The 21,610-nt window shown below is 46.9% G+C and carries 18 protein-coding genes; 6 read left to right on the top strand and 12 right to left on the bottom strand.

Annotated elements, in window-relative coordinates; all coding sequences use genetic code 11:
- Positions 1–12 precede the first annotated feature (12 nt).
- Entirely contained in the window at positions 13–729 is a 717-nt protein-coding gene (locus ACJJI5_RS08890) for an esterase/lipase family protein (RefSeq protein ID WP_445356055.1), read from the top strand.
- An 84-nt stretch (positions 730–813) separates the two neighbouring features.
- Entirely contained in the window at positions 814–1,272 is a 459-nt protein-coding gene (locus tag ACJJI5_RS08885) for a GNAT family N-acetyltransferase (protein ID WP_445356054.1), read from the top strand.
- Between the two features lie 71 nt (positions 1,273–1,343).
- Here ACJJI5_RS08885 and ACJJI5_RS08880 read toward each other — a convergent pair whose 3' ends face one another.
- The 6 genes from ACJJI5_RS08880 to ACJJI5_RS08855 form a co-directional block, all read right to left on the bottom strand.
- On the bottom strand, positions 1,344–2,852 hold the full coding sequence (locus ACJJI5_RS08880) for a PepSY-associated TM helix domain-containing protein (protein ID WP_445356053.1): 1,509 nt from the start codon (positions 2,850–2,852) through the stop codon (positions 1,344–1,346).
- Positions 2,853–2,879: 27 nt separating this feature from the next.
- Positions 2,880–3,458, bottom strand: coding sequence for a hypothetical protein (locus ACJJI5_RS08875; RefSeq protein WP_444896668.1), 579 nt, complete (start codon positions 3,456–3,458; stop codon positions 2,880–2,882).
- Positions 3,459–3,568: 110 nt separating this feature from the next.
- Positions 3,569–5,785, bottom strand: a complete 2,217-nt coding sequence (locus ACJJI5_RS08870; RefSeq protein WP_444896667.1) for a TonB-dependent siderophore receptor — start codon at positions 5,783–5,785, stop codon at positions 3,569–3,571.
- Between the two features lie 331 nt (positions 5,786–6,116).
- Complete coding sequence (locus ACJJI5_RS08865; protein ID WP_444935505.1) at positions 6,117–7,685, bottom strand: AbgT family transporter; 1,569 nt, start codon at positions 7,683–7,685, stop codon at positions 6,117–6,119.
- Between the two features lie 80 nt (positions 7,686–7,765).
- Entirely contained in the window at positions 7,766–8,773 is a 1,008-nt protein-coding gene (locus ACJJI5_RS08860; protein WP_444905801.1) for a tryptophan--tRNA ligase, read from the bottom strand.
- Positions 8,774–8,894: 121 nt separating this feature from the next.
- Positions 8,895–9,893 (bottom strand): helix-turn-helix domain-containing protein, encoded by a 999-nt coding sequence (locus tag ACJJI5_RS08855; RefSeq protein WP_445356052.1) that lies wholly within the window; start codon positions 9,891–9,893, stop codon positions 8,895–8,897.
- A gap of 324 nt (positions 9,894–10,217) precedes the next feature.
- On the opposite strand from ACJJI5_RS08855, the gene ACJJI5_RS08850 reads away from it, so the two are divergent.
- Together ACJJI5_RS08850 and ACJJI5_RS08845 are read left to right on the top strand one after the other, a co-directional pair.
- Positions 10,218–10,628 carry a rhodanese-like domain-containing protein gene (locus ACJJI5_RS08850; RefSeq protein WP_445356051.1) on the top strand — a complete coding sequence of 137 codons (411 nt, stop codon included), beginning with the start codon at positions 10,218–10,220 and terminating at the stop codon, positions 10,626–10,628.
- 100 nt (positions 10,629–10,728) lie between these two features.
- Positions 10,729–11,109 carry a hypothetical protein gene (locus ACJJI5_RS08845; protein ID WP_445356050.1) on the top strand — a complete coding sequence of 127 codons (381 nt, stop codon included), beginning with the start codon at positions 10,729–10,731 and terminating at the stop codon, positions 11,107–11,109.
- 256 nt (positions 11,110–11,365) lie between these two features.
- Here the strand turns inward: ACJJI5_RS08845 and csrA are convergent, their stop codons facing one another.
- From csrA to ACJJI5_RS08815, 6 genes are all read right to left on the bottom strand, one after another.
- Entirely contained in the window at positions 11,366–11,545 is a 180-nt protein-coding gene (gene csrA / locus ACJJI5_RS08840; protein WP_445356049.1) for a carbon storage regulator CsrA, read from the bottom strand.
- Positions 11,546–12,746: 1,201 nt separating this feature from the next.
- Positions 12,747–14,456, bottom strand: a complete 1,710-nt coding sequence (locus ACJJI5_RS08835) for an FG-GAP repeat protein (protein ID WP_445356048.1) — start codon at positions 14,454–14,456, stop codon at positions 12,747–12,749.
- Between the two features lie 410 nt (positions 14,457–14,866).
- Complete coding sequence (dhbA, locus tag ACJJI5_RS08830) at positions 14,867–15,613, bottom strand: 2,3-dihydro-2,3-dihydroxybenzoate dehydrogenase (protein ID WP_445356047.1); 747 nt, start codon at positions 15,611–15,613, stop codon at positions 14,867–14,869.
- Between the two features lie 7 nt (positions 15,614–15,620).
- Entirely contained in the window at positions 15,621–16,508 is an 888-nt protein-coding gene (locus ACJJI5_RS08825) for an isochorismatase family protein (protein WP_445356046.1), read from the bottom strand.
- A gap of 13 nt (positions 16,509–16,521) precedes the next feature.
- Positions 16,522–18,144 (bottom strand): (2,3-dihydroxybenzoyl)adenylate synthase, encoded by a 1,623-nt coding sequence (locus tag ACJJI5_RS08820; protein WP_445356045.1) that lies wholly within the window; start codon positions 18,142–18,144, stop codon positions 16,522–16,524.
- Positions 18,144–19,337, bottom strand: coding sequence for an isochorismate synthase (locus ACJJI5_RS08815; RefSeq protein WP_445356044.1), 1,194 nt, complete (start codon positions 19,335–19,337; stop codon positions 18,144–18,146). The genes ACJJI5_RS08820 and ACJJI5_RS08815 overlap by 1 nt, the downstream gene beginning before the upstream one ends.
- A 457-nt stretch (positions 19,338–19,794) precedes the next feature.
- Between ACJJI5_RS08815 and fes the strand changes: the two genes are divergently transcribed.
- Together fes and ACJJI5_RS08805 are read left to right on the top strand one after the other, a co-directional pair.
- Positions 19,795–21,159 (top strand): enterochelin esterase, encoded by a 1,365-nt coding sequence (fes, locus tag ACJJI5_RS08810; RefSeq protein ID WP_445356043.1) that lies wholly within the window; start codon positions 19,795–19,797, stop codon positions 21,157–21,159.
- Positions 21,160–21,166: 7 nt separating this feature from the next.
- Positions 21,167–21,361 (top strand): MbtH family protein, encoded by a 195-nt coding sequence (locus ACJJI5_RS08805; RefSeq protein WP_445356042.1) that lies wholly within the window; start codon positions 21,167–21,169, stop codon positions 21,359–21,361.
- Positions 21,362–21,610 lie beyond the last annotated feature (249 nt).

Raw genomic sequence — 21,610 nt, 5'->3', positions numbered from 1 at the left:
AAGTTCAAACCGATGAAAAAGTTCGCTTTTATAATTGCCGCCGCATTTACGCTGCTATCAGCAAGTGCTCACTCCGCTTGTGTGATTTTATTGCATGGATTAGCCAAATCAGATAGCTCAATGGAGAAACTGGCAAAGGCCATAGATGCCGAAGGTTTCCAAACGGTCAATATTGATTACCCTTCGACCAAGCACTCCATTGAAACCTTGGCCAGCATGGCCATAGCGCCTGCTGTCGAGGAGTGCGGTAACGCGCAAGAAATCAATTTTGTCACTCACTCCATGGGCGGCATTCTGGTAAGGCAATATCTACATTCAGCTGAAATCAAAAACTTGAATCGCGTTGTCATGTTGGGCCCACCTAATAAAGGCAGTGAAGTAGTTGATAAACTGGGGACATTCCCCGGCTTCAAATTTATGTTTGGCGATGCTGGGCTGCAGTTGGGTACCGGCGAGATGAGCGTCCCCAACGAGCTCGGTAGTGCAGATTTTGATGTAGGTATTATTGCCGGTACTCGCAGCATCAACCTGATTCTATCCCGCCTTATCCCAGAAACCGATGATGGTAAAGTCTCCGTAACCAGCACAAAACTGGATGGCATGAATGATCATCTGCAAATGCCAGTGACCCATGTGTTTATGATGAAAGATAAAAAAGTTATCTCGCAAGTTATCCATTACCTTAAGCATGGATTCTTTCATAGAGCCGGCAATCAGGCATCCAATTAAAATTAATCGATCTTATAAATAATCTATACCTTTTAACTCCAATCACAATACAAAATTAGTAACAATAATTTGGAATTCACCTTTATGCAGTGGCAATGGTGCAGCTTTAAAGAGCTTACGCTCAGTCAACTTTACGAAGTTTTGCGAGTAAGGCAGGAAGTTTTTACGGTAGAACAAGATTGCCCCTATCAGGATGCCGATGGCAAAGACCAGCACTCCTGGCACCTGATCTGCTGGGAGGGAGACGAAAGCAGTCCGCAGGTTATGGCTTACCTGCGAGTTGTTTTCCCTGGCCTTAAATACCGGGAACCTTCGATAGGAAGAGTATTAACCGCAGAAGCCAGTCGCGGAACAGGCCTGGGCAAGGAGCTGATTCGCCGAGCCGTAATGCACACATGCGAGGAATACCCCAACACTGGTATTCGCATTTCAGCTCAACAACATTTGGATCGATTTTACGGGGAGTTTGGCTTTGAGCAGGTGTCTGAGCCGTACCAGGAAGACGGCATCCCGCATATCGAGATGTTACGCCCTGCCAATTAATTGAAAGGGATCTTTTAAGTTCGATGGAAGTTTTGGGGGCCCTGCAGAGGCACTGCGGGACCCCAAAAAATCTAGTTGCTACCCAGTGGATTGGCACCGGCAGATACAGGCTCACTATCCGACTGACGCGCCCTGCTATAAAGGCAAGAGGCCGCGATTCCAGCAGCAATTAGCAACCACACAACATTAACGACCAGTGATGCTCTCACAAAGGAATCCTCACCAAACTGAGCAAAATGCACTACAACTGCACCGACGCAAGCGATAATTGTGGCAATACGCAGAGACATAGACCACTTGGCCACTGTCCCCATGAAGGCAGCCGCAACGCTTAACGCCAAGGTCACCAGCCAGAACACCTGCGCAGCATTTAGCTTAAACGCCAGATAAGTCACCGCGCTCAGAGCAATCGCAAATGGTACACCCCATACCTGAGCCATCCAGACTCGCTCCAAACGTACGGCGGGATTGCCGCGCTGACGCTTGCGAACAAACCAGATATTGATGCCGGATACCACCAGCAAGCACATCCCCACCCCCAGCAGGAAGTAAGCAACTTTCACTGGGAAACCGGAAAAGTGGCCAAAGTGTAAACGGTACGTAGAAAGGTAAACTTGTTTAGCCGCGTCTCCCTCAGACCAACCTTCTTTTTCAATCAGGCTGCCATCGGGATTAAAGTGGTAACGCTCACCCCAGACCAATCGCTCTGGAACTCGGGTCCACACCTCAACAACCTGGCCTTCACGTCCAGGGAATGCCACTTCTAAACGAGTGCGCTCTTCTTCCGGTGCGATACGATCCATTGTTGCCAGAATTGCAGCATAATCCGGATAATCAACTTCAGGGGCGTTTTCCTCCATCACCGGATGATCCGCGTAAAGCATGTGCTCTACCTTTTCCGTATCACCCTCAAAGAATACGCCGGCAATTGCAAAAGCGGCTACCTGGGACAACCCGATAAAAGCCCCGGTAATGGCTATGGCAAGATGAAAGGGAGAGGCCCAAACCCCCAGGCGATTGTGCAAATCCACTTGCTGAAGACGCTTAGAGCCAGAAAGACGGAAAGAGAAAGCGTCTTTAATAATTTTGGGATGGGCCAGCAAACCGGAGACGATCAGAGCGGACATCACCATCCCGATCAAACCAACCAGGATGACTCCATAACCAACAGGAAGGTTGAGCGCGTAGTGTAGGTAGGCCAGGAAGTGGGTCCACTCATGCTCCACCTTGCCCAGCAGGGAACCATCTTCAGCAACATATCGCTCCATATCGCCAACTTCAACCATCAATCTGGGCTTATCCTGATTGGGGATGGTGAAGGTAATTGAATCGAGATCCTCTTTTTCCTGCTTGGCTAACGCAATAGCATTTTCTGTAGCAGTCCGATACACAGAGGCTTCAACATTGAGGTTCTCCAACTCGGAGGCCTGCTCCCAGCGTTCGAACTCATTGTAAAAAACCGCCAGTGTTCCGCTGACGCAAACAATATATAAAAGAGTGGATACCGCCAGGCCGAGAACTGAGTGTCCATCGGTCATATCACGGACAAAGCCAGGGGTCGGTTTAAAGGAAAATTTCACGTTAAATTCCTACTCAAGTCCGTTGATCTATGCTGCCGAAGCGGGAAGCGCAAAGGTCAGCAACAAGCCGCTGACCACCGAGAAAGCCAGCATGGCAGCCGAAGGGCGCAGAAGCTTTTTATCGGCACAGCACCAAACCATCGCCAGGGTCCAGATTATCACCGACAGGAAAGCTCCGCCGACCAAGCGGGCAGTTTCAGAAAAACCGGTAAAACCAAAGAAAAGCAAACCGGCAATCAAACCACTGGCCGCGGGCAAAAGAAAGGCAGCCATAAAACGCAAGAAGCCCCGCAACCACAATGGAAGCAGGGCTTGAGATTCGGGTGTTCCCGAGCGCTGTTTTTCAACGGGTCTTGGGCCACTGGGCCAGTCACCCTTAAGAGCCAATAAAGCAAAGGCTCCGAGCATCACTATTAAAGTGGCAATACTGATTCCATATTCCACCCCAACAATTGAGCTCCACCCAAAAGCCGACAACACCATGGCTCCCCAACCACTCCAACGGCGCACGGGCTCTGCCCCTCTGCGAGACCAGGCGGAATAAAGGAGCAGAATCCCGGCCAAAGCAAAGGCGCTGGAAACTCCTGCAATCATATAAAAAGACATTGGCATAACCATAACAGCGAGAGACTCGCCTCTCGTCTGGTTGCTTAAACGTAAAAAAGGGAGCCAGCCCACAGACTCCCCCTGTGGACAAGCTCCCAGTCTACACTAACTTAGAAAATGTAGCGTGCTTCCGCAGTTACATAGCGACGCTCACCGTAGAAGCAGTCACCGCGGCTCAGGCAAACCGTTGTATGCTCTTCATCGGTCAAGTTTTTCGCATTCAGCTGGAACTTCCAGCTTTCAAGGGTGTATCCGATAGTCGCATCATACAGAGTATACGAAGGGTTCTCTGTCGGGAAATGAGCAAACTCCGAATCGTAATAAGCTGCATTTTCTGGATCGAAAACAACATATTGTGCATGTACTTTATCGATACCGGTGTAACTGTCTCCTACGTAACGCGCCCCAACGCCAATAGTAAGCCCTGGAACCCAGTCGCTCAGATCATAGTCTCCCCAAATAGAAAACTGCTCTTCTGGCACGCCTTCGATTTCAGAACCCTGCTCAAAGGAGCTGCTGCTCTCAGTGATCTCAGTGTCTATTTGACTATAGTTAGCGATAAGAGTGAGATTGCCTAACTTACCGCTGGCCTCAAGTTCGAAACCATCAACTTTCGCCTCACCAATTTGCTCGAAAAGCCCGTAATCCCCATAAGTCAAACGATTCTTTTGCTTGATCTCATAAACAGACGCCGTCATCAAGATATCGGTTCCCTCAGGCTGAAACTTAACACCAGCCTCAACCTGATCCCCCTCTACCGCTTTAAAGTCACGCCCCATACCATCCGGGTCGGATACGATCGGCTCAAACGATTCAGAGTAGCTAACGTAAGGTGAAATGCCATTATCAAACGCGTACATCAAACCAAAACGCTTGGTTACAGCATCCTCCTTGTGAGTTCTTTGATCCGCTTCAGGGTCATTACTATCTGCTTGACTACTGGTGTTATCCTTCCTAATCCCGGTATTCAGAATAAAGTTACCGAAGGAAATCTGATCCTGGAAATAAAATCCAACCTGCTCAGAATCGGTAACAGTTTTCGTTCTGGCCAGATCCTCAAGGCCCGTAGGTACATACCCATAAACAGGATCAAAAATATCGATCACGCCACCATAACTTCTCGCTCTCAGAGTACTCTCATCAATTTGAGCGTCCTGGCTGTCCAAGCCAAAAGAAATCTGGTGTTCCAACGGGCCAGTTGAGATTTCCCCGGAAAGTCGCAAGTCAAAAATAAGGAAATCGCTGTTAGCGTCCTTCATGTAGACGGTACGTGATACTTCACGTATATCTCTTTGTAGGCGAAGCCTAGCTGAGAAGTCAGCGTACATACTGTTGTAGTCCACTGTACCTTCAGAGTACCGAAGAGCCGCGTTAACTCCCCAATTGTCACTGAATCTGTGATCTAACCACAAACTGTAACCAGTCTGCTCTGTATCATATTTATCCCAACCCGGCTCACTCAGGAAAGTGTCAGTAGGGATTTCACCATTTACGTTCTCAACAATGGTGCCACCCCAGGGTAAAAATGCTGCGGTAGTACCTGATTCATCTTCCTGATAGCTCGCCATAAAAGTGATTTCAGTATCAGCATTCGGACGCCAGGAAATCGAAGGCATTAGTAAAGTACTGTTATCTTCAACGTGATCAACCTGGGCATCAGCCTCTCGATTGTAACCAACCACGCGGTAGAGCCACTCTCCAGACCCGTCGATAGAGCCAGTAACATCTCCCGCGACTACCATGCGGTCGTAATCACCAGCCTGAACCATTACCTCACCCCCAAATTCCTCTTTGGGGCGCTTAGAAACTAAGTTGACAATACCGCCTGTAGAACTCTGCCCGTAAAGTACAGATGAAGGGCCCTTCAGGATTTCAACACGCTCATATGAATAAAGATTTGCTCTGGAACTCGTATAGCTACCAAAAATAGACTGGAGACCATCAACAAACAGTACTGGTTCAACAGCGCGAATTGTGGACCAGTCCCCGCGAGCGTCTACACCAAACAAACCACCGTTAACACCGGCAGAATACTGTAAAACATCTTGTATGGATTTAGAGCCAGTCGCATCAAAAAAGTCCTTATCCCGTAGCGTGATCGAATACGGGGTCTCATCGACCGGAATATCCAGTTTACCAATGGAGGTCTGACGATCCAGGTTCAGATCTCCGATAACACTAACCTCTTCAATTCCTTCATTTTTATCTTCTGCAGCAAACGCCACAGAAGAACCGCCCGCAGCAATAGCCAACGCCAATACAGAGCGACTGATTCCAGAAATTACAGGAGAAGCTTTTTGCATACTTTTTGTTCGAGCGGTACTCATGAAGGTCCCTCAATGCCAACTGAATTTATGTGAATCACACTTAGACTGTGATACAAGTAACTGGTCGCGAATCCTAATAGGAATCGTTATCATCTACAACATTATTGGAACATTTTTTTATTAAAAATGTCCTCGCGGCAGTTAATGACAAAAAAACAGCAGGAAAAGGCGGTTTAGTCACGCCAAAAGCGCACGGTCGTACCAAATTATTTAAGCTATCGGGAAGGACTGAAAGGCTTGGGCAGAGAGGGGGTTGGGTGGCAGCTCGCAAGCCACCACCCATCCATTTAGGGTGTCATTCGATCAATTGACCTTAAAGCGCCTTGCACCCTTAGGGGTAGGTATAACTAGCCTGTACTCCCAAAGGCATCCCCAGTGTCCAGTAAGCCACCAGGAACAGTGACCAGCAAATCAGGAACACAATGGAATACGGCAACATGATGGATACAAGTGTCCCAATACCCGTTCCCTTCACATAGCGCTGGCAGTACACAACCACCAAGGGGAAGTAAGGCATCAACGGGGTAATGATATTGGTGGAGGAATCACCTACCCGGTAAGCCGCCTGGGTGAGATCAGGGGAGAATCCGATCTGCATCAACATAGGCACAAATATGGGAGACAGCAACGCCCACTTGGCAGAGGCAGATCCCACAAATAAGTTGATAAAGGCTACCAGTACAATAATGCCCATCAGGGTAATCGGGCCCGGCAGCTCCATCGCTGCGAGCAAGCTCCCTCCCTCTACCGAAAGCAGCGTGCCCAAACCGGAGCGGGCAAACTCAGAGATAAACAACGCACAGAAAAAAGCCATCACGATGTAATAAGCCATGGAGCCCATGGTTTTGGACATCGCATCAATAACATCCTTACTCTGGCGGAAGGTCCCGGCCGCATAGCCAAATACCACACCGGGAATCACAAACAGCAGGAAGATCAGCGGTACAATCGACTTCATAATTGGCGCGGTGAAGGAGGCTAATTCCCCTTCTGCATCGCGTAAGGCTGAGGTCTCTGGCAGCATCCAGGCCACAAGTCCGACGATACCCGCCACCATCACAGTTACCGCCAGGTACATGGCTTTTTTCTCGCGGGCGCCCAGTTCCTGCATTACTGGCATATCCGCTTCATCGCCATCCACCTCTACATTCTTGAGGCGGGGCTCGATGACCTTATCCGTCAACCACCACCCCAACAGGGTCACCAGCAGGCAGGAAGCCGAAGTGAAGAACCAGTTATTAAGAGGGTTTACCTGCATTTCCGGGTTGGCGATTTGTGCGGCTGTCTGGGTAAAGCCTTGCAGTAAGGGATCAATCGCTGAGGGAACAAAGTTGGCAGAAAAGCCCCCTGAAACTCCGGCAAATGCCGCAGCGATACCCGCTAAAGGATGGCGCCCTGCCGCATAGAAGATCACCCCTCCAAGAGGAATTACCAATACATAACCCGCATCTACGGCTGTATGGCTGACGATGGCCACCAAAATCAACATAGGTGTCAGCAGCATCTGCGGCGTTACCGCCAGCAGCTTTTTCAATACCGCATTGATAAAGCCACTCTGCTCAGCCACACCGACCCCCAGCATGGCTACCAGCACTACCCCCAGGGGCGCAAAACTGGTAAAGGTAGTTACCATACCAGACAGGAAGCGAGCCATTTCACTACTGGAAAGCAGGTTGGTTACCTGTATCGCCTCACCGGTAGCGGGGTGTAAGGCTTCGAAGTTAACACCGGAGAGAAGCCAGGAGAGTACCCAGATTCCCACCATCAAGATCAAAAACAGAACAGCGGGATCGGGTAATTTATTACCGACAACCTCAATAAAATTGAGCGCTCGATTAATCCAGCCATTTTTATTATCGGCACTATTGCCGGCATCAGGATTTGCCTGAACGTTTTCCATGTTTGCACCCTGTACATTTATTATTTTTAATTAAAAAGGAGGCCGATACTCCATGGCCTCCTGCTTTTTCAGGAAAAGCTCTAACCTATCTTGCGGATACCAACCGCGTGACGCAACTTCTCGATAAACGGAGCAGAGTATGCGCGAGCCTTAATAGCCCCCTTCTCCAGCTCCGTTTCAATTTGTTCCGGGTTGGCCAGCAGCTCATTGTAGCGCTCGCGAGCTTCACCAATCTGGCCGTTCACAAGCTCAAACAACTGCTTCTTGGCCTCACCCCAGGCGATGCCCTCTTCAAAAGCTTTGCGCATTTCTGCTGTCTGTTCTTCGCTGGCAAATGCCTGCCAAACCTGGAACACAGTGGAAGTATCTGGATCTTTTGGCTCACCCGGCTCCAGCAGGTTGGTTTTGATCTTATTAATGTGCTTTTTCAGCTTCTTCTCAGGAAGGAACAGCGGAATAGTATTGCCGTAACTCTTACTCATTTTGCGGCCATCTAGGCCCTGCAATACAGCTACGTGGTCATCAACTACCGCTTCTGGTAAAGCGAAGTGCTCACCGTAGTGGTGGTTGAAGCGCTGGGCAATATCCCGCGCCATTTCAATATGCTGTACCTGGTCTTTACCCACCGGCACCTTATTGGCGTTGAACATCAGGATGTCCGCGGCCATCAGGATTGGGTAGCTATACAGCCCCATGGTGACGCCAAAATCGGAATCTTCGCCATCGGCGCGGTTGGCATCTACCGCTGCTTTATAAGCGTGGGCACGGTTCATCAGGCCCTTGCCGGTCATGCAGGTGAGCAGCCAGGTTAATTCAGGAATCTCATGGACGTCGGACTGACGGTAAAACACCACATTGTCGGTATTCAGGCCCAAGGCCAGCCAGGTTGCAGCGATCTCCAGGGTGGACTGATGGACCTGTGCCGGGTCCTGGCACTTAATCAGTGCGTGGTAATCGGCCAGAAAGTAGAATGATTGGTTGTTTTCATCCTGACTCGCGGCGATCGCCGGACGGATTGCACCCACATAGTTCCCCAGGTGTGGAGTACCGGTTGTTGTAATACCGGTTAATACGCGCTGTTTCGTCATAATTCCTTCGTAGTCTGTACTGTCATCAGGCAATAGAGACCGAATCATACCCCTTTAGTGCCCAGGGGTGTATCAACCAAAGGTACCGACTCCCCATAGCCGTACCAACACGCGGCCAACGTTAAGCCTCAACCGCCACTTTGGCGGAAACCTGGAATTGGCGCTGATATTCACTGGGTGAAATCCCAAACGCCCGACGGAAATGGTGTCGCAAGGTCGCGCTACTCTCAAAGCCAGCCAGTTGGGCTGCTCTGTCTACAGACTCCTTACCGGACTCCAGCGCCTTCTGCGCCGCCCGCAAGCGCTGCTGGATCAGCCACTCCTTGGGAGCAATTCCCATCGACTGGCGAAACTTTCGGTCAAAGCTGCGGCGGGATAAATGGGCGCGCTGCGCCAAATCATCAATTTTAATTGCGCCATCCAAATTGCCAATCGCCCAATCCAGCGCGACGGAGAAGTGGTCTGGCCGTTTGGCAACGGGCATCTCCACATACTGGGCCTGGCCACCCTGCCTATGGGGTGCCATCACCAACCGACGAGCCACCGAATTGGCCAATTCATAACCATGGTTGCGCCGTAAAAACTCAATGCCCAGATCGATGGCGGCACTACTACCCGCAGCACAAGCCAGTGCGTCCTCCCACACGTAGAGAACATCTCCCACATACTCCACCGCAGGAAAGCGCTCACGAAAACGCTCTGCAAACAGCCAATGGGTGGTCGCCTGCCGACCATCAAACAGTCCCAATTCCGCAGGCAGAAAAGCACCTGAGCAAAAAGTAAGAATCTGGCGGCCGGCAGCGGCAAACTCAGCCACCGCCCTATGTACCCGCTCCAAATAAGCATCTTGTGGTTGTGCATTAGTCGACCAACAGGGAATCACCAGCAGATCATAATCCATCAAACTCTCTACCTGCCGACAAGCCAGAGCCAGACCGCCGGTCGCCAGAGGGCTTTCCTCAGCGAAAGTCACAATTTCACCCGTATAGAGCTCGCTAAGTTCAGGGCGGGGTAGGCAAAAGAGTTCGGTAGCGCAACCGAGTTCGAAGAGTGAGACCTGCCGGTGGGCGAGAACAGCCACTTTCTGGCTCTTATTAGGCTTTTGTGCCAACGTCGACATAGGTACCCCTAACCCTCAGCAGTTAATTAAATTAGGTTAACGAATAAATCCAACCCAGCATACCCAGTTGAGCAGTTATTGAAAGCAATGCTGGGAATAAAACCCTCAACCTTTGAAGCATAATTTAATCGGTAAATCACCATCATCCTCAAATAAGTAAAGCCGAATCCCACTAACCAAAGCCGACCCACAGGTTTGCACGCAGAATTGGCGCAAAATTAATGCTATCCGGCTCAGAGGCGGATCGCCCGGGAGCAACCAAAAAGGGACACTATCGCCACTTGCAAACCTGACGAACCACCGAGAAATCACCGGGAGTAATTTATGAGTTCAGCCGTAAGTAGAGTGCCCGCTGCCAACAGCCAAGATGCGCTAAACCACTTCCAAAACCTCCTATCTTTTGAAACAGACTGCTGGGATGTACACCACGCAGTCAGCCAAAATCGCAAGGATTTCGTGCTTTTAGATGTGCGAGGTGAAGAGGCCTATAAAAATGGACATATACAAACAGCCGAATCCTTACCATACAGCCGTATCAATAAAGACAGGCTTAGCGAATACCCTTCAGATACTTTATTTGTCGTCTATTGTGCAGGCCCACACTGTAATGCGACAGAAAAAGCAGCTATCAGGCTGGCCACACTTAACAGGCCGGTCAAGAAAATGATCGGCGGCATCACCGGATGGCTAGATGAAGGGTTTACCCTCATCCAAGAAACAGCAAAATTGATTTAATTCCTATTGTTAGCCCCTTACAGGATGACATAGCTTGGCATAAGGATGTGTCAAGCTATTAAACGCCGACTCAAAGAAACACTGATTAAACGGTACTGATATGTTTGTTCGCCACGCCCATCCCACCGACTGTTTTTATCTCTACAATATGATGCGCTGCTTAGCCAGGCATAATAATTCAACTGACTCTTTCCATATTACTCAAATTGAATTGCAAAATAGGTTGTTTCAGAGGGAAGAGTATCAATTGCTGGTTGTAGAACAAGACCACAATCTTGAGGGGTATATCAGCTTTAATATTATTCCAGAAAGTGAAAGCTCGGCGGCCTGGGCTATTATCAGTGAGCTATATATCGGGGATTGCGATACAAACCGAAAAGAAGAGATTACCCAAGCCCTATTGAGTGCAATTGCGAAAGAAGCTCGGAAGTATCGCTGCATGGATATAAGGTGGAATGTATCTTCAAAGGGGCATAAATAAAAACTGGCTTTTTAGCAAGGGTTGCAAGTTCAACTTGTAATATAAAAAAGATGGAGAATTCTAAAACTCACCTGACAGAAATAATTAGTCCTTCCGCCACCTAACTAGCTTTGATATTCAAAAGAGCCTTTTGGCAGCAAAGAGACACTCGAACCAGAGTGCGTATATCGCCTGCCAGCCAAAGGCTAAAACTTTATGTTTGGAGTCTAGCTTCTTAATCGACTGCCCCCCCAGAATTGTCCCCTTTACGACATATTCAAGCCTCCACTTTCTGTTTCTTTTTGATCCTCACATAGACTTCTTCACAATGAATAGGCAGTGACTTAGGTGCACTTATGCCTATCTTAACTTGATTACCTTTTACCTCCAGCACTGTGACTGAGACATTTGCTCCAATTCTTAGATGTTCACCTGTCCGTCGCTTTAAAATCAACATACTCATTTCCTTTAATAATCAAAGTTTGGGCACTTCCGGGATGGGGGAACTTGTGATTCAACGTTTGAAGAAAATATGGGGCGGTGCGCGGGGGCGGTAGGCAGAGAAGAGGAAAAGGCGGGCGGTAGGCAGAGAAGAGGAAAAGGCGGGCGCTAGGCAGAGAAGAGGAAAAGGCGGGCGCTAGGCTTCCAGAGCTTGGGAATTGGCCCCAAACTGCTGAATGTACTCCACTTTATTGAAGACGAGCGAGTTTCTAGCGTATTATCCATATAGCCATCTTGATACTTATCCTATCAATTTGGTTAGCTGGCCCCGGGTGTTGGTAGCACCTTGGGTCAGCGCCTTTTACTTACTCTTATGTCACGCTACCGTTCTCCTTTAAGGGAATGGGTCTTTTAGAAAATTCTCGGCTCTCTCGAAGCCTTCAAGCCTGTAAAGCCTTTTAAATCGACTCTCTCAATTACGGCCAAAACACTAAAAATATTTACCGATTCTACGCAGAATTGACATTAAAACAAACTTAATAAATTCCAATAAGATCATTTTTGTGCCTATATTTTTATATATTTATAAATTGGAAAATTTCAGATAACAATCAGCAGCTGCTATTTAGACTGGAATCCTCCCTGTGTTTTTTTTCGAAAAGCTTGAAGAATTAAACTCTCATTACCGTAGCAGGGAAGAGCCTTCTGAATCAGGTTAAAGCTTCCAGTGAATCAGTTTCACAAACAGCACATAGTGCGTTTTGAGCTAGTGATAGTGTAGACACTCTAATTTATGATCGTGTGAGCAATAATGATTGGATATGCTCGCAATCAATTGGGGATAGCTAAAATAATATTTTTCAAATTTACCCTAGTTTAATAATACTTGAAATCAAGATACCCAATACCAAAACGAAAAACCCTAACCTTTGACAACCAAGAAAGAAGTTAACCATTAACTAGCAAAAAGAAAATCCAATCACCTACCATTGCTTGCTAAATATGCAAAGTAAATAGAAGCTACAAAGTATAGGGCTAAAAAAATTGAGCCCTAATCTCTCGATCGTACCAACAGTAAAATTCAGAGAGATCAATAAAGGAAAGAATTTGAGGCCTCATCCCACAGAAGACGGGGTTGGTAAAGCATGGTTGGACCCGCGAACATGGGTCCAACTGCTATAGAAGTATTCCTAGAGATCAAGAAAGGGATCGTCTAACTAGTAGACATAAATAGCCCCCGCAGCATCCGCATCATTCAAATCTGGGTCAGCCATAAGCCCGCCATCCGAGCCCTGCTCTTCCGGAGCGCCCACTATCAGGGTATCGCCATCGCCACTTAAAGCGATTGAAGTTCCAAAGTAGTCACGCTCATCAGTATTATTAGCTTTCAGGTAAGCACTCTCAATCCACTGCCCATCAACCACCGAATACATATAGGCCGCGCCCGCCCTGGATGCCGAGTTGTCAGTGCTATCAGCATAGAAACCTATACCAGCACTACTCTCCTGAGCACCTACCGCAAGTAATGAGCCATCATTATTTAGACTAATAGACGTACCAAAAGCATCATCTTCATCGGTATTACTTGCCTTGAGATAAGTACTTTGGTGCCAAGAATCTTCCTCGTATGAAAATAGATAGACAGCGCCATTATTGAAGCCACCGCGATCATCAGGATCCTCTGAAGCACCTGCCTGAAGCGGGGCGCCCACAGCGAGCAGGCTGCCGTCGCCACTAAAACTAACATCCCAACCAAAACGATCGCCCACTCTTGCACTATCTGCAGTAAGTAGCTGTTGCTGAGCCCAACCTCCATTATTCAAGAAGATATAAGTTGCTCCCCTGCCACCATGTCCACCAATAGCACCCACCGCCAGAATGGAACCATCATCACTCAAGCTAAGGGATGAACCGAAGTCCATATTTGAATTACTATCACTTGCCTTCAAGTAAGCTTCTTGCCCCCACTCAACCCCAGAGTACTGGAAGATATAAACTGCACCAGAATCCAGAGCTTCGTCATTATCTGGGCCACTATTGACACCGGTAGCATTACTATCTTCAGACGGGGCTGCTACTGCCAAGGTTGTTCCATTACCACTTAGACTCAACGCCCGCCCAAAAAAATCATAGTGGCCATGATTATCTGCTCTTAGTTTAGCGCTGTGAGTCCACTCCAAATCTTCACGGGTGAATATATGAACTGCGCCAGCCGAAAAGTTATCATCCTCACCATTTTCTTTGTAGGCACCAACAGCCAACGTATTTCCGTCGCCACTAAGACTCACTGCAGATCCAAATGCAGCTCCACTTTCAACCTCTAAAGCTTTTAAAACAGCTCGGTAAACCCAACCATCTTCATCATAATCAAAAATATATACAGCACCTGACCCACTAGCTGCGTTATTAAATTCATTTAACTCATTACTATCTTCCCCAGTCGCACCAACAGCTATGGTAGAGCCGTCGTCACTAATCGCAACGGACCAACCAAACTGGTCGCCAGCTTCGGCATTACCGGCCTTGAAATAACCAATACTTTCTACAACTTCCTCATCAATCGATATTTCATTTGAATCCAGACAAGTTGTATCATCACAGCTTTGTAATATATAGCGAGCGTTGAATCGTTCAAATAGCGGAACCTTAATTTCTACAACTTCAGAACCTGAAGAAATTTTACCACTAACCACTTCATAGCCAGATTGCCCATCTTTGTTCTCGAGAAGTTGATAATAAGTAGCCCCTTCAACATCCGACCATTCAAAAGTGAAAACTTTTGATGAATTGAAATATAAGTAGGGAGTCGCCGCCTCTGAGATCAAGGAACCTCCGCCACTATCACTACCCCCACCAGATGAGCCTCCCCCACAAGCGCTCAAGATCACACCACATGCAACGACTACTGAACTGCTTTTAAATTTCACAACATCCTTCCCCAAAGAGTATGACTTGAATCGCGCGCAACTCTACCAAGCTTAAGGGAAAAGAAAAACCAAAAACAGGATAAAGTGAGGGTCGAAGGGGATTAAAAAAACAAGGCAATGGTTGCAGACATTAATACTGCACCAACTTTAAAGCACTATTTTTCATGCAAAATACACCCCTGAATTCCACATCATCATAACATTGAGACAAAAATGCAGCAAAAAAGGACACATCAAAAAGTTAAGCAAACAACCAAAGAAAATTAAATAGAGACTTAAAAGTAAGCCCACCTTTCTACCCACAATAGATACTTTAATGCACACACAAAAAGCGATTGAGGGGGTGATTTTTTGTGTACTGCCCCTCTTGTCAACGCAAATCAAAATTTGCAGGAGAGAAAAAGGCAAATTTAGCCTCCTAAAGTTGCCCCACCATCAACAACAATATCTTGCATGGTGATATGCGCAGCCATATCCGAGGCCAAAAACATGACAGTATTTGCTATATCAGAAGTGCTCGCGATTTTTTTTAAGGGGATACCCAGCTTATACCCTTCTAGATTACCGGCAACAATAGCAGCTTCATTGCCTTCACTTCCCCACAGTTCACGCAACATCTCAGTATCTGTAGATCCTGGTGAAACTAAATTACAACGGACGCCATATTCTGCTAGCTCAAGAGCTACGCAATGGCTCAGTCCAACCAGGGCGGATTTTGATGCGCAGTATGCCGTCATCCCCAGCCTTGGAACATGGGCTGCATTAGAGGCTACATTTACAATAGCCCCTTTACCCTGATTTTTGAAATGGAGCGCCAGCTCTTTTATCAAACTAAAGGGGCCTGTCACATTTACTGATAAGCAATCATGCCAATCGGAAAGCGTCAGTTCGGATATACCTCCAATCCGTAGAATACCCGCTGCATTAACTAGAATTTCCGGGCCCAGGTTGTCAGTAAGCAATCCCTTACAAACCTGAGTAATCTGATCCGAATTTGATAGATCCAAAGTGACAGTCTCATATCCATACTCAGCCTCTGGAAATCTAATATCGAAACCAAATACAGCAGCACCATGTTCACAAAACAAATCCGCTATGGTCGCTCCAATTCCCCTACCGGCACCGGTAACCCAAACCCTCTTCCCTGAAAAATTCATGTATCCACTACCCTTTTAATTCCGGGTATTTACCCTGAATTAACTGCCACCACGAATTGAGTGAGGGAGCAACAGCCAGCTCTTCGAAGGTCATTTGCACACCAAGCTTTTGCCAATCAGTAACCAAGCCCATTAGCTGGGCCGAGTCCAGCCCATAGTCAATGAGATTTTCATCTGCATCAAATTGGTCAGGCTCTTCATCAATCAGCTCCAGCAATTGCTCCTTCAGAAAAGACCAGGTTAACTTATCCTTTGATGAAACCCCGAGAGATACGACATCATCTGTTGCAATAACACTTCCGCAACGATTAGCTACATATTTAAGTGCCATAAGATGCTCTTCTTCAGAGAAATCACCAACAGCATCAGCCACCATGAATGGCTGAACATCTCGCATAAAAGCATCCAATGCTGTGGTTAAACAGCCGATATGCGCATATATACCGCATATCAGGAGTTGATCCCTTCCTTTCTCCGCAAGAATTTCCTGAAGCTCAGATCGGTAAAAAGCACTATATCGCCACTTAACCAATTCAATATCATCTTCATCTGGTGCCAAAGCAGGCACTACTTTTTGTAAGCTGGGGTCAGCTTTGGTAAGTCCTGGCCCCCACATATCGTTTAGCAATGCGCGATCTTTATCGCTTTGCTCAGTGGGTTGAGCCGTATAAATTATCGGTACCTGATGCTTTTTAGCCCAAGCCCGCACCGCAACAATATTGTTTTCTATATTGCGGACCAACTCGCTTCCTTCACCAAAAAAGCGGACGAAATACTCCTGCATATCATGAATAAGCAAAGCACTTCTGGAGGGGTCAATCTTCCAGCCCACCTTATTTTGGGGGAGAGAATCAATCGTGGGTAGACTATAGTTATCCAGTGATGGAATTGACATAAATATTAAGACCTTAAATCTTTGGAGCGGCTATACTTTCAAGCAGTTCTTTGCGCAAAATTTTCTTGTCTATTTTTCCTACCGGAGTAAGCGGCAAAGTCTGCACAAATTTAAATTTATCTGGCAGCTTGAATTGAGCTACCCCGAGCTCTCGCAAGTACTTTCTCAGAGTTACAGGGCGCAAGCTATCATCACTTGACACTAAAAAAGCACAACTTTTCTCACCCAGTAAATCATCCGGCATTGCTACCAAGGCCGCTTGAGCAATGGATGTATGACGTAACAAAAGACTTTCTATCTCTTCAGCCGCTATCTTTTCTCCACCGCGATTGATTTGATCCTTTTGCCGACCCACTACTTTTAAATATCCACGGTCATCGCGCTGCACCAAATCCCCGGTACGATAAAAACCCTCACTATCGAAAGTATTTTTGTTATGCTCCGGGCTGTTGTAGTAACCGCGTATTGTGTATGGACCTCGAGTAACCAGCATACCGGTCTCTCCGGCAGGCACCGCATCTCCGTTCTCGTCAATGACCCGGACTTCATCATTAGGACACATGGGACATCCCTGGGTGCAAAAAGCCAAAGCATCATCATCCAAGCGGGTATAGTTAACCAAACCCTCAGCCATACCAAATACTTGTTGCAGTTGGCATCCTAGCTCTTCCGGCACTCTGCGAGCGACACTTTCAGCAAAATTTGCTCCACCAACCTGTATTAGAGAAAGCGTGGTCAACTTTTCATTGTGCTGCGAGGCAGCTTTAAGCCAAAGTGAAACTGCCGGAGGTACCAGCGCCACCATATTAATTTCATGCTTTGCTATCAGGGCAAAACAATTTAATGGTTCTGGATCAGAAGCTGTTATTACGGTACCGCCGCTATCAAATACCCCAAGAGCACCTGGTGAGCTTAATGAAAAGTTATGTCCAGCGGGAAGTGCGCATAAAAACCGGGTCTGAGGACTCAGATCGCATATCTCTGCACTTCTGCGCACGCTGTATAAATAGTCATTATGGGTGCGGGGAATAAGCTTCGGTGTACCGGTACTGCCGCCCGAAAGCTGAAAAAAAGCAACTTCTCCAGGAGGAGTTGGCTCTAATTCCTCATTAAGTTCCGTTGTATTTATACTGGCATCAAGTGAATCGGCAGAGCTATCCTTTCCCCACAACAATACATGAATTACGGAGGGAGTTTGCTGCTTTAGCTCATCTATAAAAGCAACATCAGAAAATAACGCATGAGAAGCCGAGGCGATAATAAGAGTAGGGTGAAGCTGATCAGCATAAGCCAACAGTTCCAAGCGCTGATGACTGTACAGCGCATTGACCGGAACGACACCTGCTTTTAACAGCCCAAAGAATACAATATAAAATTCAGCAATATTCGGTAGCTGGACCAAGGCAGTATCGTAAGGTTTAACCCCCTTTGATTTCAGGGAGTGGGCCAGGTTATCGGAAAGCTGATCTAATTGGGCATATGAGAAATGTCGACCACCACAAATAATTGCTGTGGCTTTAGCATCCCTTTCACAAGACACTCTTAAGATATCCGTTAGCGGCTTGTCCTCCCAATAGCCAAGATCCCGATAACGGCGAGCCTCCGATTCTGGCCAAGGCGTAAATTCAATACTCATTAAAGCGCTTCCTGCTGTTTGATTCCCAGAGCATTGAGCATTGTGCCCAACTTCGCGCTGGTTTCCTGCCATTCCGATTCAGGACAAGAGTCCTCCACAATGCCGGCCCCAGCAAATAATTGAACATGGTTGCCATTAACCGTGCCGCAACGAATAGTAACTACCCACTCACCATTACCTTCAGCGTCACACCACCCCACCATTCCAGTAAAGACGCCCCTTTCGAAAGACTCCACCAAGCGGATTAAATTACGGGCATCTTTTGTTGGGAAGCCACATACGGCAGGTGTTGGATGCAGCTGACAAGCAAGCTCCAAAGCAGAAATTTCAGGTTTTTTTAGCTGGCCATGGATGAGGGTCGACAAATGCCACATAGCCGGGGTGCTGATAAGTGCAGGGGCAGCCGGGATATCCAGTGAGCTACAAAACGGTGTGAGCACTTGACGAATTTCATCAATGACCAATTTATGCTCGTAGCTGTCCTTTGATGAAGTAAGTAACGATTCACTTACGGCTTTATCTTTCTCCAGATCGTTTTGTCGCTTAGCTGAACCGGCCAAGGGGTTTGAAATCAGTTCGCTTCCTACTTTTCGTACTAACAACTCAGGACTTGAACCGATCAACTCCTGATCTCCCTCAATGGGGATACGGAAATGATAACCGGAAGGGTTCTGTACAATTAACCTAGATAGAATTTCGTCAACGGAGATTTTCTCGGATAACTCTACGTTTAGCACTCTGGACAAAACCGCTTTACGTAAATCACTATGCTGAAAATTAGCAATCGCCTGCTCTACCGACTGCTTAAAGCGCCATTCACCGGGAATACTTTGGACCTTTTCTACTCGGGGAACAGATGCGCTCCTTCCTTTAAGGGTCGTAATCATTTCACTGCGATCAAAAAATTCGCATTTGGCAGGAACAAACAAGCGGGACTGCTGACTGAGATCAAAAGGAACTGCACCAACTATAACAGGGTTGCGGATTCCGGCCCCTTTCGCTTTGACAAAAGCCTCCTGCACTGACTCATAGAACAGCTGACTGCCTCCACTGGGCTCCGGTATCACCGGCTGGTTGATCTCCGTAAAAACCCCCTTGCCACGCAAGCTTCTATAAGAGGAAGTGAACAAAAAATCAGCGGAATCGGGAATGGGCAATCGTCCAGATTCCATGTCCTGAGTCGGGAAGAGCATAAACGGGCACTCCATTGAATATGCAAATACGAATGACTATCATTATAATTCACACACAAAAGCATTTGTCAATTGGTGTACTCAATATTTGAGAAGTATTTGCGCGAAAAGCAGCGAGGGAGGCGTCACACAAACTAATAAGCTAGGTAAACGTTTAAATGTGCAAGACAAAACAACAAGAGCGATCTAAAAAATATATTTTTATTTATTTCAGTTGCAACCTCCCAGGCAGATTTTCTCTGTTTTTCAGTAACCACTTGCAATTGCCGTCACGTTTAATTGCCGTCAAACCATGCAACTAAATAAAATTTTCCTTGCTGAGTTTTTGAATTGCCCCACACAAGCGCGAATGATAATAATTTCTATTTACACCGTCCATCCTCTTGCGGTAGCCTGTTGGCAAGTTATTACTACTTCTTGAAAAGATGAATTAAGCACATGGCTCTTTATAAAATTCATGGAAAGTCCAACCATTAAACACGGGAATGCCATGACCGCTGTCATGCACTCAAATTTGTTGCGTATTACTCAATCCAGTGTCTCTGAGATTGGCAGCGCGCTTTGGTGGTCGGAGATGGAAAAGCAGGGACTACCGCTTGTTAATAAAAACCCCTCGAATAAAGAGAATTTAATTCTGACATTTTTGTGGAGAGACCCAGATGGTAGCGAATCTCACTCACCGATCAAACAAGTTTATATCGATATAAATTGTGTAACGAACCACCATACATTTTCACCGCCCTCCCTAGTACGGCTGCCAAAAACAGATGTGTGGTATTGGCAATTAGAGATCGAAAAATCCTGGAGAGGTAGCTATCGATTAATTCCAGCTACAGAAAAATGGATCGGTTCCAACTGGGAAAAAGCACTTCACTCCAACGATGATGCTCGGAAAATGCAAAGACATTGGTGGCGCAACCTGATTAAAGACGCTATACCAGACCCGCTGAATCGACAAGCACCGAGTGCCGGTTCGTGGAGCAAAAAGTTTTCTGCAATTCATTTGCCAGGACTTATGGAACAAAGTCTATGGCAAGAATTCGATCTGAAACCTGAATTTTCAGAGTTGGAAAACAAAAGCTTTTCTGATGTGGGAGAAGTGTACTGGCAAAGTTCCATTCTGGGGATTAGACGCAGAGTCTGGACTTACGCGTGCGGCAAAGCGTCTGATCCTGAACAGCGCCCACTTGTAATTCTGTTGGATGGTGATCGATGGGCAAAAGAAATGCCTGTTTTCTCAGTTTTGAGAGAACAGACACAATCCGGACATTTACCTGCGGCACTCTATTTATTGGTTGATTCAGTCAATGGGAAACAGCGAGAGCAAGATCTGACTTGTAGTGAGGACTTTTGGCTAGCCATTCAGAAAGAACTTATCCCCCAGATTAAAGAAGAGCTACCTCACACTGAAAATCCTGCTCATACGATTGTTGCTGGGCAAAGCTATGGTGGTCTAGCTGCGATGTTTGCTGGATTAAAGTGGCCTGCAAGATTTGGGTGCGTATTGAGCCAATCAGGCTCCTTCTGGTGGCCAAACAATAAACTCATGAGGAAAGGTAACAACAGCGATGACAAGGGCTGGCTCACAGATCAGGTTTTGTCAGAAACTTACCAGCCGGGCAGGCTGAAAATTTTTCAGCAGGTGGGCACTCGGGAATATTCTTTAACCAGGGTAAATGACCAGCTGAATAAAGCCCTTACCAATAAGAGCTTTGACGTTAAGTACCAAAAATTTGTCGGTGGGCACGACACTCTGTGTTGGCGCGAGGGACTAATCACTGGTCTTTCGTATTTATTACAAAATTTCAGTTATCAGGATTAAAGTTGTTATGCAATCAGAATATCAAAATCCATTTGATGATGAGAGCCACCAATTTTTTGTGTTAACTAATGATCTTGGCCAACATAGTTTATGGCCGGAATTTGCGGGAGTTCCCGAGGGCTGGAAGACAGTCTTTGGACCTCAGGATCGTCGACAATGTGTTGAATATATAGAAGAGAATTGGAAAAGCCTCAATCACTGATAGTTGTCAGTTTCTGCGATTTTACTACCCCTTGTAAAGAGTAAATATAACCAATGAAACTTGAGAGATCTAAGACTCTATTTACAGGCGGTTAAGGGACTAACTGCAGCTGGAAAGCACCAGCAACACCCACTTGAAAATATGGCTAAGGTCTGTGCCACACTATTTTCAGATTCCAGTGGGCCGTGGCCAAATAGATCAGGAAGGACTATTTGGCCACTTTTTTTCCCACCAAGGCATTGTGCCAAC

This window comes from Microbulbifer maximicatervae (SeqCode) (genome assembly GCF_052467955.1).
This window is presented reverse-complemented; position numbering and strand designations above follow the sequence as displayed.